Source organism: Mesorhizobium sp. WSM4822 (assembly GCF_055811155.1).
Genome location: NZ_JBVVQM010000037.1, coordinates 1 through 12,983 on the forward strand (window position 1 = coordinate 1; position 12,983 = coordinate 12,983).

The 12,983-nt window shown below is 57.8% G+C and carries 8 protein-coding genes and 2 pseudogenes; 6 read left to right on the top strand and 4 right to left on the bottom strand.

Annotation, left to right across the window (positions count from 1 at the left end):
• A pseudogene (locus AC0L3E_RS33730) lies at positions 1-645 on the top strand (integrase core domain-containing protein); the annotation flags it as partial.
• A gap of 111 nt (positions 646-756) precedes the next feature.
• On the opposite strand, the gene AC0L3E_RS33735 reads toward AC0L3E_RS33730, so the two are convergent.
• The 4 genes from AC0L3E_RS33735 to AC0L3E_RS33750 all read right to left on the bottom strand — a co-directional run bounded on the left by AC0L3E_RS33735 (position 757) and on the right by AC0L3E_RS33750 (position 6,172).
• Positions 757-1,752, bottom strand: coding sequence for an isopenicillin N synthase family dioxygenase (locus AC0L3E_RS33735; protein ID WP_473606791.1), 996 nt, complete (start codon positions 1,750-1,752; stop codon positions 757-759).
• 1,155 nt (positions 1,753-2,907) lie between these two features.
• Entirely contained in the window at positions 2,908-3,357 is a 450-nt protein-coding gene (locus AC0L3E_RS33740; protein WP_473606792.1) for a GNAT family N-acetyltransferase, read from the bottom strand.
• Between the two features lie 298 nt (positions 3,358-3,655).
• The gene (gene dddP / locus AC0L3E_RS33745) at positions 3,656-4,993 is read right to left on the bottom strand and encodes a dimethylsulfonioproprionate lyase DddP (protein WP_473606793.1); all 1,338 of its coding nucleotides are present in this window, start codon (positions 4,991-4,993) and stop codon (positions 3,656-3,658) included.
• Positions 4,994-5,128: 135 nt separating this feature from the next.
• Positions 5,129-6,172: an isopenicillin N synthase family dioxygenase gene (locus AC0L3E_RS33750; protein ID WP_473606794.1), complete on the bottom strand. Its 1,044-nt coding sequence runs from the start codon at positions 6,170-6,172 to the stop codon at positions 5,129-5,131.
• 897 nt (positions 6,173-7,069) lie between these two features.
• On the opposite strand from AC0L3E_RS33750, the pseudogene AC0L3E_RS33755 reads away from it, so the two are divergent.
• The 5 genes and pseudogenes from AC0L3E_RS33755 to AC0L3E_RS33775 all read left to right on the top strand — a co-directional run.
• Positions 7,070-8,301, top strand: a pseudogene (locus AC0L3E_RS33755) (IS3 family transposase).
• 445 nt (positions 8,302-8,746) lie between these two features.
• Positions 8,747-9,442: a class I SAM-dependent DNA methyltransferase gene (locus AC0L3E_RS33760; RefSeq protein ID WP_473606795.1), complete on the top strand. Its 696-nt coding sequence runs from the start codon at positions 8,747-8,749 to the stop codon at positions 9,440-9,442.
• 651 nt (positions 9,443-10,093) lie between these two features.
• Positions 10,094-11,419 (top strand): 4-aminobutyrate--2-oxoglutarate transaminase, encoded by a 1,326-nt coding sequence (gene gabT / locus AC0L3E_RS33765; RefSeq protein ID WP_473606796.1) that lies wholly within the window; start codon positions 10,094-10,096, stop codon positions 11,417-11,419.
• A gap of 6 nt (positions 11,420-11,425) precedes the next feature.
• The gene (locus AC0L3E_RS33770; RefSeq protein WP_473606797.1) at positions 11,426-11,743 is read left to right on the top strand and encodes a N,N-dimethylformamidase alpha subunit family protein; all 318 of its coding nucleotides are present in this window, start codon (positions 11,426-11,428) and stop codon (positions 11,741-11,743) included.
• Positions 11,740-12,983 (top strand): N,N-dimethylformamidase beta subunit family domain-containing protein (locus tag AC0L3E_RS33775; RefSeq protein ID WP_473606798.1); only part of this gene is annotated, 1,244 nt, incomplete at its 3' end. The genes AC0L3E_RS33770 and AC0L3E_RS33775, both read left to right, overlap by 4 nt.

Here is a 12,983-nt window from a genome sequence, read left to right on the forward strand (position 1 = left end):
CGCCGCCGTGGCGTCTGCAAGCGGGCGATCGGGACCAGGGCGCCGATGCTGGTGCCGCTGAGGCCCGACGAGCGCTGATCGCTCGACTTCGTATCGGACCAGCTCACCGACGGGCGACGCTTGCGCATCCTGGCCGTCGTCGACGATTGCACGAGAGAGTGCCTGGCACTGATCGTTGACACGTCTCTCTCGGGCATGCGGGTCGCCCGCGAATTGGACCGGCTCATCACCGAGCGCGGCCGGCCGAGGATGATCGTCAGCTATGGCAGCGAGTTCACCTCGAACGCCATCCTCTCTTGGGCGGATCAGAACCGCGTCGAATGGCATTATATTGCGCCAGGCAAGCCGATGCAGAATGGCTTCATCGAGAGCTTCAACGGCCGACTGCGCGATGAACTGCTCAACGAGACACTGTTTACCTCGCTGGCTCAGGCGCGCGTAGCAATCGCCCTGTGGCACGCCGACTACAACACCGCGCGGCCGCACTCCCAAATCGCCTGGCAGACACCGGCCGAGTTCGCCAGCACCTTCAATCCGCGGCGGTCGCTCGCGCTGCGCTATGCCAAAGGCTCCGCGCCAGCGACCGTCGCTTCACCCGCCCAGCAGGGCACAACCCACGCCGGAAACGAACTCAAAACTGGATAAAATCAGGGGGCAACGTCACATAGCATCGCCGTTTTGCGTTTTCTGGCGGGCAGCTCTAGGATAAGATGTGCACCGATCTTCACCGCCTGGGATGGATGCCTGCGGCCTTGCTCACGCTTTGGCCAAATGAGCGTAACTTGCGGCGAAACGTCGGAGTTTGTGTGCGCCGCAAGTTACCGGCTGGTAGTGCTGTGGGTTGCTGTGCGAGACACACGATCTTAATGGCTCGATGATCGCATCGAAATCGGCGTCGATAAAAAAGGGGACTGAGTATCGCTCGCGCCCTGAACTATTCACTACGCGATGGATGTTGGCCAGGTAGACACCGTTGGTGAGCCGCTGGATTAGGTCGCCGATGTTGATTATGAAAGTACCGTGAATCGGCGTGCCTTCTACCCAATCGCCATCTCGGTTCAGGACCTGAAGACCGCCCACGTCATCCTGTGCCAGTATGGTCAAATTGCCGTAATCTGTGTGGGCGCCAATTCCTATCATGTCCTCGCTAATCTGGCCGCTCTGCGGCGGGTAGTGGAGAAGACGCTGAATGCTGATCGGGTTGCGCATGAGCTTTTCGAAATAGCTTTCCGACAGGTCCAGACTGAGCGCGATTCCCTGCAGAAGTTTTTTTGCGAGGGCCGCCATCCTTTGATGGTATCCGTATGTCAGCTCCCGAAACTCGGGCCAACTTGAAGGCCACTGGTTGGGACCGAAAAACGGACCTTCCAACACCGGACGTTCAGGTCCGAAGTCGAAGCACTCCTTGAGGTCTTTGGTCTTGCCAGGATCGGTGTTCTCTCCAAACGGCTCAATGTAGCCGCGAAAGGCCACATCTGAATTGCTAATATGCAGTAATGTCTTCTGCGATAATGGCAGATCAAAGAACCTGCGGCTTGCCGAGAAAACCGACTCGATTAAGTCCTGCGGAATGCCGTGGTTTTTCACATACATGAAGCCGGCGTTCGACAGCGCCCATCTTATCTCACGAGAAACCCCTTGTTTGTTTGTCCCATCGAGAAGTGGGCCAATATCAATCAACGGTATTTTATCAAATCGCTCGCGTTTTGCTTTCAACTTGTCGTCGAGCCTGACTATGAGATCCTTGGACATAGTACACCTATTGGAAATGGGGTATTTACGCTGAGTGTTGAAGCGCCGAAACGTGAAGAAACGTCAAAACGCGACACGGTCCTGGGTACCTAGAACAACCGGCTCTAGCCTTCGTGTCGCTCTGAAACTTATTTTCCTAGTGTAGGGGCCGTCATGAGCAGCGCGCTGCCAGCACCTGCTCCCAACTGCCAAATGGAGTATCAAAGCTCGTGCCAATTGGTGAAAGGACCGTCCAAGAACAAACTTATGAGTGCTTTCCGAGTCTTGGACCGGGGATGATGATAGGGTCGGTTCTAACTACGCGTGTATGGTTGACGACAGAACGGACATTGTAGGACCTGAAACTGCTGTAGGCTGACTCAGGGGCTGCGGGAATGCCCTCGCAGTCCCCGCGGAGCACGGCCCCGCGCAGGTCATCCGGAGAACTGGGGCGAGATGCCGCGCTCTGCTGTATTTTCGGTCCCAAGGACAAGCCGGGGGTCATTGCCCTCGCGGTTCCGAAGCAAGCAGTTTCGACGCAATCCACGAGCCTTGCCGCCAGAAGGCCAGAGTGCTCCTCCGGTCGAAACCGGTTGCTTCGGACCCGCAAGGGCGCTTTGGAAAGATTGCTCACGTCCCGGAACGCTTGTCCGAATGGTCGCCGCGCTATCCCTCGACGGACGGAGCGAGCAGGTCCGCGCTGGCCCGCGCAAGCTCACGTCTGTCGTAGAGACAACTCAGCCCCTCGCAATCGTCGCGTGCTTTCTAGGCCGGTACTCTAGGGGCTTTCCCGAGTAAGTGCTGGTTACAGCGCGGTCAGGCCGGAGGACGACCTCGCCGATGCGCGACCTAGCGGGCATGATCCTCGGACACGACGGGCTCAAGACATTCACCCCGCCGCCCTTCAGAGCCGCCAGGTAGTTCCTCCAGGCGAGCGCTCGCGGTCGGCCATCTGAAGGGCCCGCATCTCTCCCCTCGAGCATGGCCAATCAAGATTAGCAAGGCTGAGCGGAGAAGGGGCGGACGTGGCGAGATGATGGTCAGGCATACTGTTCGCCGGCTGGTCTGGTCTCTTCCGACGAAGGGGCCATCGAACAGGACGGAACTAGACCTTGCTGATTGCCCGTTGCTATTGCCGGACCGCACCTCCACCGTCAAGATGGCGGCCAGTACCTTTCACTTTAAGATACGCATCCGATAGCGCACATGGCCATCCTGCTCGACGTAGGAATCGTAAAGCTTACGCGCGCGGGCGTTGTCCTTATCGGCGTGCCAGTAAAGCCGCTCCCAGCCGTTCCTTTTGCAAACCGCGACGAGATCGTCGACGAGCGCCCGGCCAATGCCGGAACCGCGGAAATGCTCGTCGACATACAGATCCTCGAGGTAACAGTCATTGCTCTTGACCCACGACGAAGGGTGGGGGATATGAATAGCGAAGCCTACGGGCGTGCCGTCCTGCTCGGCTACCCGCATGTTCACCGGCGAGCCCGGATCGACAATGCGCCTCCAGGCGGCCGCAGTAACCTCGGGATCGAGTGTCGTCCTGAAGAAGTGCACGTGGCAGTCCCAAAGTTTGCGCCAGGCAGTTTCGTCCTCCGGCCGCGCATTCCTGATCTCAAGTGCCATGGCCGTCCTCGATGAAAAGAGCGGGAAACACCTGCGATTGATGTTTCTCCATGCTTGGTTGTGACCGGCGGCTGTGCCGGTCGGCAGATTTATTATTCAACCGCAGGGACGATGCTTCCTTCAGGTCTCCTGCCGCTTGCAATGCTCTCCTGCTTATCCAGTTCAGAGACGTAGCCCATGGCCCCAAAACCTCCCAGGGCATTGTTGACCTCCGAAATAGACGTTGAATGAAGCAACCTCTGGCATCACGCCACAATCGATCCGTCGACGCCGCGGACGTGGTTCAGCAAGAAGTGGCTCAAGTTGTGCCCATCAAAGCTGGATCAAAAGGACAGTTTGTGAGATTTTCCACGCCATTTTCTTTGATCAGCACCTGCTCTTCCAGCTTCACGCCTTCGTGCCCGCCAACGGTGCCGATGTATGACTCCACGCATAGCGTCATGCCCGGTTCGAGCACATAGTCGAATGCTCCTGGGATGAAATCTTCCGGGTAAAGAATGGCAGGATATTCGTCGCAAAGGCCTATCCCATGCATCATAACGCCGTAGCGCTGCTCGACGAATTCCGCAGGGAGTCTGTGACTGCGTTCCGTGAGCTCCGTGAACGATATGCCTGGTTTTAGCATGGCCATATTTGCCATCATGTGCTCATAAGCGATCTCGTGCAGCCTTCGCTGCTCGTCACTCGGTCGGCCGTCGCCGCAGTACCACGTTCGGGAGAAATCCGCACACATGCCGTAAGGCCCAACAACATCGGTGTCGAATGCGACAAGCTCGCCTGTATTAATCCGACGTGGCCCCGCTTCCTGCAGCCACGGATTTGTACGAGGCCCGGACGAGAGAAGGCGCGTTTCGATCCATTCGCCACCGCGGGCGATGTTCTCAGCATGAAGGACGGACCACAATTCCGTTTCGGCGATACCTGGTCGCAAACGGTCGTGCATCTTGGCGACGGCAATCTCACAAGTTGCGATTGAACAGCGCATCGCGTTGATTTCGTCGATCCCCTTCACTGCCCGGGCATGCTCCATAAGCTGCATGCCGTTGCACACCTCAATGCCGAAGGCATCTAGAGCGCGCAGACCCAGGATCTCAATTTTGTCAACAGCCAGACGTCTGTTTTCGCCACCAAAGCGGCGCAGCAGTTCATCGACTTGCCCGGCAAAATCCTTCGCGATGGCCTCTCCTTCGTCCCCGGCGACAAAGTAGTAAAAGCCTGCCCCACCTTCTCGGATCTCGTTGATGAGCGGGAGGTGCGTAGACAGCTGACTACAGCCGCGAAGGTCCCAAAGAACGACATGCCCGTCCGCCGATACGAAAATGGCTCGGGAAGTATTGTGCATGATCCAGATTTGCATGTTTGTAGAATCAGTAGCATATCGGATGTTCAGCGGATCGAAGCACAGCACTCCAGCATAATCCCGCTGACGGAGTTGCTGGACGACACGGTCTAGCCGGGCCGTACGCATGCGGTCCAAATTCGGCGGTGTAAGACCCTGCGCGGACCACTCGGCAAACGCTAGATCCGTCGGCCCAATCTCCACTCGATCATTGTCGTCGATGCTCCCGTCCGGCTTCAGAGCACGTCCCCCTCGTGTCGGGTCAATTTTGCGGTTCGCAATAGAAAACGACGTCATGTTTGGACTCCATTGCACAAGTCAGTTGCGTTACGAGGCAGGCATGGTCTGAATGCAGAACGCTCCTGCCGGCCGGTATCATCGTGCCGTCAACGAAGATTTCTATGTCCGTCATCGAACTCTAAGTGGCTTGATCTATTTCAGACCACTTTGAGTCATTGGAAGAGGAGCGGCGCCATATCCATTTCGACCTCTCAAATGCGGAAAATGATAGATATACTTGCCGAACTTGTATGCCCCGCAGGTGGTCGGCTGGTATTGCGCCGGATTGGCCTCGGAAATGCAACTTTCCAAAGGCGCGACAAGGGCATTATGGTCGGCGTCGATGAAGAACGGTATCGAGTAGCGTTCCCGTCCGGAGGTGTTCACCACTCTATGCAGGTTGGCGAGATAGAGGTCGTTGGTCATCTTCTGCAGCAAATCACCGATGTTGACGACGAAGGTACCGGGGATCGGTGTGCCTTCCACCCAGATTCCATCTCGGTTCATCACCTGAAGCCCTCCAACGCTATCCTGGGCGATAATGCCTAGGGTACCAAAGTCGGTATGCGCGCCGATACCGATGATCCTCTGGTCCACGACACCGGTCTGTGGCGGATAGCGTTGCAAGCGTTGAGACGTAATGGGATCCTTCATTCTCGACTCGAAGAAATCTGATGGAAGGTCAAGGCTGAGTGCTATGCCCTTCACAATCGTTATTGACAGCTCCTTCATCGCCTCGTGATAGGCGAAAACGGTCTCCCTGAAACCGGGCAGGGCGGCCGGCCACTGGTTGGGACCAAAGAACGGGCTCTCGACGTGCGGCCGCTCGGGGCCGATGTCAAAGCACTCTTTTAAGTCCTTGGTTTTTGATGGGTCCGTGTTTTCGCCGAAGATCTCGATATAACCGCGCAGCGCGACCCCAGAATTACTAATGTGGAATTTCATTTTCTCGTCGAGCGGCAAATCGAAGAAAGCCTTCGCCTGTGCAAAGGTCTCATCCAGTAACTTCCCTGATATACCGTGGTTCTTGATATACATGAAACCGACGTTGGCTAGTGCCCACCGAAATTCCTTGGCTACGCTTCGTGCATCGCTTCCGTCCAGCAACGGGCCCACGTCAACAATTGGGAGTCTCTCGAATGTCTGACGCTGGGCATGAAGCCTGTCGTCGAGCTGGACCAAATCTGATTTCGTCATTGAGTTCACCCCAGTTCTTTGTGGTGCACGTTTAGCCGCGAGGGTATGCGACGTTGGAGGTAGGTACTCTCGAAGATACTGGCTGCCGTTCGGCAGCATGGAGCCAGATCGTATCCGCGAGCCGTTGAAAAAAGGCGTAGCTTGTAGCCGCCGGGAGGCCTGGACCAAGACGGCGTCGGATTCCGAAATACCAGGACAAGGTCGTTCATCTTCAGCTCTTCCAGGGTTGGGCCTCGGCCTTCAGGACCAGAACTGTTGGTCGAGAGGTCGCGAGCCCGGCACCGCGCGTCGGAAGCGGCACACCCCTTGTCGCAACGTCAAGAGGTGTGCAAGCTTGGCTCAAACTAAGGCGTGCCTTTCAAGAGGTAAAGATAAACATCGTTTCACCGATGTGAAGACTCGGTAACGCAAAATAATAAATTCTTTAATCTAAGTAAGCTGTTGAAAAGGGGCTCGCGATGATGTGACGCCGAGGCGTCGGAAGGGCACCCGCGCCTATCACCGATCTGTTGCGTTCGGGCTCAGGTTTGCTCAAAAACCAGTTGGTTCGTCGCCAGAGCACCGACGGCAGAAGGATCTGAGAGCTCTATTTCGAGTGGCTGCGCCAGGTCACCACTTTAATAGGCGTATGCATTTGATGAGAACTGGTCAGAGCCTGTTGGAAGCCCAACCGATGGAGGGACATAGAGCCACCCTGGAGCGAATAGGAGCCAATCTGCACGGACGTTTCATTAGCGCCAATGGCTCAACATCTGCACCGAAAAGAGGATTTATGTGACTGCAACATTGCAACCCAAGCTGCCGCCGTTGCGCAGCTCCTATGCTGAACTGGCCCCCATTTCGACCGGACAGTCCGCCTAACGCGGGAGGCTTGGGGATATCCTCAAGCACAGGCTTATGGCTGACGACTATCGACGGATTGAACTGATCACCGGTGAGGTACGGCGCCGACACTGGACGACCGAACAGAAGCTGCAGATTATCGAGGAGAGTTTCCTTCCGGGCGAGACCGTGTCCTCTGTCGCCCGACGGCGAGGCGTGGCTCCAAATCTTTTGTATCGTTGGCGTCGTTTATTGAAGGAAAGCGGAGCGGCTGCGGTGGGATCGGACGAATCTGTGGTCGGGAGTTCGGAAGTGCGGCGGCTCGAAGAGCGCGTTCGCGACCTCTAGCGGCTTCTCGGCCGCAAGACCATGGAAGTGGAGATCCTCAAAGACGCGCTGGCCAGGTCGGAGTCAAAAAAACCGAACTTGCGGCTCTTGTCGCAGCCGAGGGATGGTTCCCGATGAAGGCCGTTGCCGAGACCCTCGGGGTGGCGCGTTCCCATCTCCACGACAAGGTGCATCGCCTGGTGAAGCCGCGCGGGCCTTGTCGCAAACCCGACGACGATGGGCTCTTGGAGCTGGTTCGCCGCCTGATCGACGAACGCCCGACCTATGGCTATCGCCGCATCACAGCCCTGACGAACAGGGAACGCGCCAAGACGGGCGAGCCGGCCGTCAATCACAAGCGCGTCTTCCGTATCATGCGCCAGAACAGCATGCTGCTTGGCAGGCACACGGGCCGCAGGACCGGCCGCGTCCATGACGGCAAGGTCATCGTTATGCGCTCGAACCTGTGCTGGTGTTCCGATGGCTTCGAGGTCGGATGCTGGAACGGAGATATCATCAGGGTCGCCTTCATCATCGATGCCCATGACCGCGAGATCATCGCATGGCATGCCGTCGTGGGATGGGCATCAGCGGCAGCATGATCCGGGACATGATGCTGGAAGCTGTCGAGAGCAGGTTCGGCGCCCTCCAGTCGCCGGCGCCGCTCGAATGGCTGACGACAATGGCAGTGCCTACACCGCCAAGGAGACGCGCGACTTCGCCACCGCGCTCAATCTCATTGCCTGCTTCACGCCAGTCCAGAGCCCGGAGTCGAACGGCATATCCGAGAGCTTCGTCAAAACCTTCAAACGCGACTATGCTCGCGTCAATCCTTTGCCAGATGCGGTCACCGCACTCGGCAAAATCGCCGGATGGTTCGAGGATTACAACGAGAACCATCCTCATTCAGGGCTCAGAATGCGCTCCCCAAGGGAGTTCATCCGAGCACAAACTCAATAGCCGACTGTCCGGTCAAATAGGGGCAACTCCATTGCCGACGAGGCAAGACGACCATTTGCCAAAGAGATTAGGACCGAGCGGTGCAGGCTGCGCCGAACCGCTATGCTGCCTTGCTGGCCGTCGTGAAGATGCTCCACATCATCAGTTCAGCCTCTATCCGGCTTGCTTGGGAGACACGCACCCCAGCTTATGTTGTCGGCTTTGTCTCAGTTTGTACGGTTCGCGACCGTTGCTGTTCTAGGCAATTTCTCGTTCTTACTGACCACATATCGCGCAAAAACATTCTTACCCCGCCTGGCGTCAATTCAAAGTTCGAGCGCTTCGATGGTTTGCAAGCGGAAGAGGCTGTCATCGACGGATTTGGTCCGACGGAAGAGCTTCGAATTGGCACGAGTTTTGAACCCGAGGTAGCGGGTGACCACCAGGGGCGCCTAGTAACATCTGCTTACGTGCCAAGGAGCTGCGATGAATACTGTCGATGAGGAAACCGCCCTTGAGCACACCGCGCACAAGCGCATCAAGGAGGTCCTTGGCCTTGATGGCGACGCCGATCGCTTAGCCCAGTTCTATCGCCAATGGGCCAGCACCTACGATCTGGACGTAGTTCACTACCGATACTGCGCGCCGACCATCGTGGCCGAACTCGCGGCTGTTGTACAAATGGCATATTTGGACAAGGAACGAGCAGCCACCGCGATTTTGGATGCCGGCTGTGGAACGGGCCTCGTCGGAGTGGAACTGGAACGCCTCGGATTCCGGCTAATCGACGGTTTCGATCTCTCCAAGGAGATGGCCGAAAAGGCTCGGGAAACTCGCGTATACCGCGACGTCAGAGGCGACGTTGATCTTAGCGTGCCGCTCTCCGGATATTCTGCGAGCTATGATATCACGGTGTGCTGCGGCGTCCTAACGCTCGGGCATGTCCAACCGGATCGGCTGCGTGAGTTAGCCCGCGTTACGCGTCCGAAGGGGTTTGTCATCGCAAACACCCGCAGGAGCTATGCGGATGCCACTTGCTTCGCAGACGAGGTGAAGCGTCTGGAGGATGCGGGTGTACTCGTGCTTACACAATGTCTGTACGACGGCAAATACGTCGCGGAGGAGGACGCTCATTACTGGGTTTTCCGGATACCGGAAAAGGGCAGATCACCAGAGATTTGAAGACTCCACAATTTGCTGGCGGGCTGACGCAAGGCAACGCGTATATCCACTAGGAGCATTGCGACATGACTGCGCAATCAATCGCGGAAGCCGGACGGAACTTAAGAGAACGCTGCCGTGCGGCATTTAGGTCCGTCTACACCTGCGGTCGGCGAGGGGCACCATCGTCAAAGTCGGCTCAATCGAAGGGCGGGCTCCAATACGAAACTCACGGCCTACTGGACCTCCAAAGCCGGCGTATCCATAATCTCACCCGCGCCGTGGCGATCGACAATAGCAAGGCGTCCGTTGCACGGAGTTGCATCGCCGGGGTGGATCAAAGCCGATATAAGAATGTGGATGTCATGAGAAACCTGCCGATCCACAGGGTTCCGCCAAAGGGGGCGGAGGTAATTCATGCAGTAGGCCGCACCGATGGAGGCTCGGTCGCGAGCTTATGCCTGCCAAGGGCAGGTTTGCGCTCCCGAACGGAGTCATTGCGCTTCTGTCAAACAGGTTGTCGGCAAACGCAATGGACGATGCAAATTTAACGAAAAGTTGAGTTTTGGGACGGGCCCACGAAATCCATGGACAGTCTCGTTCCGCGAAGCTTCGGCGAATAGGCGCGGTTTTTCTGGCGCGTCTCGAGGCAATCCAACTGGAGGTAATTAAATGGTGTCGAATGTTGCTTTGGACGAGCGTCGGAATGCGGCTGTTTCGGCAGGGGGCTCGTGGTCCTTTCCGATATATGTCGAGCGGGCTCAAGGTGCCGAGATCTGGGATGTTGAGGGGCGGCGATATATCGACTTCCTGAGTGGAATGGGTGCTCTCGCGGTCGGCCACTCGCATCCGAAGGTCGTCGCTGCCATCCAGGCCCAGCTTACCAAGTTCAGCCACACCTTTTTTGGCACCGCTCCTTACGAGAGTTACCTCGCCGTAGCCGAGCGGTTGAACCAGCTTTGCAAGGTGGGCGGACGGGCCAAGACATTGCTGGTCACGACCGGTGCGGAGGCGGTCGAGAATGCTGTCAAGATTGCCCGCGCCCACACCAAGCGGCGCGGCATCATTGTCTTCGGCGGTGCATTTCACGGCCGCACGCTGTTGACGATGGCAATGACGGGAAAGGTAAATCCATACAAGCAGTCCTTCGGCCCGTTCCCCGGCAACATCTATCGCGCGCCCTATCCGGATCTGTATCGGGGCGTCAGCGTCGAGCACTGCCTTTCGGCCTTGGACACGCTCTTTGAAACCGAAATCGAGGCGAGTGCGGTCGCGGCGATATTCGTCGAGCCGCTTCTAGGCGAAGGCGGCTTCATTCCCGCGCCCGTCGAGTTCATGGCAGGTATCCGGCGCCTTTGCGATCAGCATGGCATCGTCCTCGTCGCCGACGAGGTGCAGTCTGGCTTCGGCAGAACCGGCCGCCTGTTTGCGATCGAGCACACGGGCATCGAGCCTGACTTGATCACGATGGGCAAGAGCATGGCGGCTGGCATTCCAGTTGCGGCGATCGTCGGCAAAGCCGAGATCATGGATTCCGTTGCGGCCGGCGGACTGGGCGGAACCTACGCGGGCAATCCGCTGGCCTGTGCGGCTGCCTTGGCCGTCCTGGATGTGCTGGAGGAGGAAAACCTGCTTGGCCGCGCCTCTGAGATCGGCGAGCGCCTTACGGCTGGCCTGCAGCGGATTCAAAAGAAGCGAAACCGCACGGTGATTGGCGACATCCGTGGGCTGGGCTCGATGATCGGCGCCGAGCTGGTCGAAGATGGGGAAACCCGCAAGCCGGCGCGCGCGCTCACCGCCAAGGTCATCAAGGAAGCAGCCAGCCGCGGCCTGCTGCTCGCATCGGCCGGCCGACACTTCAACGTCATCCGTTTCCTTGTCCCGCTGGTCCTGACGGATGCGCAGGTCGACGAAGCCCTGGGCATCATCGACGAATCGATCGACGCTGCGCTCGAAAGCGAGCTTGCTCCGGCAAAGGCAGCAGATCAGGCAGGTTGAGAACTCATGGACTTCGCAGACCCCTCTGAGGCACTTGCACTGGCAAGTGAATTCCGTCGTGCACCGTTCGGGCACCACAGTCCGAACCTGCAGAAGCTTCTACGGATGTTCCGCAGCCTTCCAATCGCCGGAAAGCACGCCTTGCTGACAATCCGGCCCAATCGCAGCTGGATGCTCATCACCCTGACAGGGATCCGCGGCCGTCCCATGACAAGACATGAGGACATCATCTTTGAGGACCTGGCGGAGGCGGAATGGTACGTATTCCGGCAACGCTGGCGTCAACATTTCGGGACTGAGCTTCCGGACGGAGCTGTAGCATGAGGACGCTGGCTGGTTACTCAAACGTTATAAGCGCCAAGCCGGGCGACACCGTCGAATTCAAGGTCAGTTCGCACGGCCCCGCGTCGACCTTCTCGGCTCGTCTGGTGCGGCTCATCACTACCGAGGAGCATCCGCGCACCGCCGGTTTGATCGAACGTGAAGTCGATGCCGCGTTCAAGGGGGAATATCGCGCTCGACGGCAGCCAATCCACACTGGGTCTTACGGCTATGTCGAGCATGCGACCGCGTTTTCCGGAGTGGAGGATTTCACGTTCCAGACCTGGCTGTGGCCAACCCTGCTTGGGACCAAGCGTCAAACAATCGCCGGTACTTGGGACGAGAGCCGCAGCTTGGGTTTTGCCATCGAGATCGACGAGATGGGTCGATTAACGTTCCTGATGGGTGATGGTGAAGGGAGCGTGTCCAGCGCCAATTTGCCCACGCCCTTGCTTGAGCGGCAGTGGGTCTTCGTTGCTGCCAGCTACAGTGCAAAGGATCGCACGGTCGTGCTGCACCAGAACCCTCGCTGTGACATCGGTGATCTCGGCTCCGCGGAGACCCGCAAGTCTGACATTGCTGCCTGTCATGGGAACGCTGCGCAAAGACATTTCTTCATCGCTGCCCATAAAGCGTCCGGTAGCGACGGACTGTTGTTGGCAGGGGGACATTACAATGGGAAGATCGATTCTCCCCAACTTCACGCCTGCGCCCTTTCAGTTGAGGAGATGGCCTCGCTTGGCAGCGGCGCCGCAGTCGACCGGCTGAACGAGTGTGTTTCGGCCGATTGGGATTTCAGCATCGATCAGGGATCGGATGTCTTCAAAGATGTCTCGGGCAATGGACTGGACGGCCGCCTGGTCAACATGCCTACGCGGGCCATGAAGGGTTACAACTGGACCGGGCAATTCCATGACTGGCGAGCCGCGCCAAATGAATATGGCGCGATCCATTTTCACGACGACGACCTCTATGACGCAGGATGGGCGACCGACTTTGCCTTTACGATCCCGAGCGGGCTTGAAAGCGGCGTTTATGCCGCGCGCCTTGACGCTCAGGATGCAAGCCCAGCGTATGTGATCTTCTTCGTACGGCTGCCCAAGGGCCAGGCCACTTCTGATGTGGTCTATCTGGCCTCGACGGCGACCTACATGGCGTATGCCAATCAGTCGCTCATTGCACGCGACCCGCTCGACGAGATGAGCATGGGCAGCCTTCTGGTGTTCGGAGAAGACGATGTCTT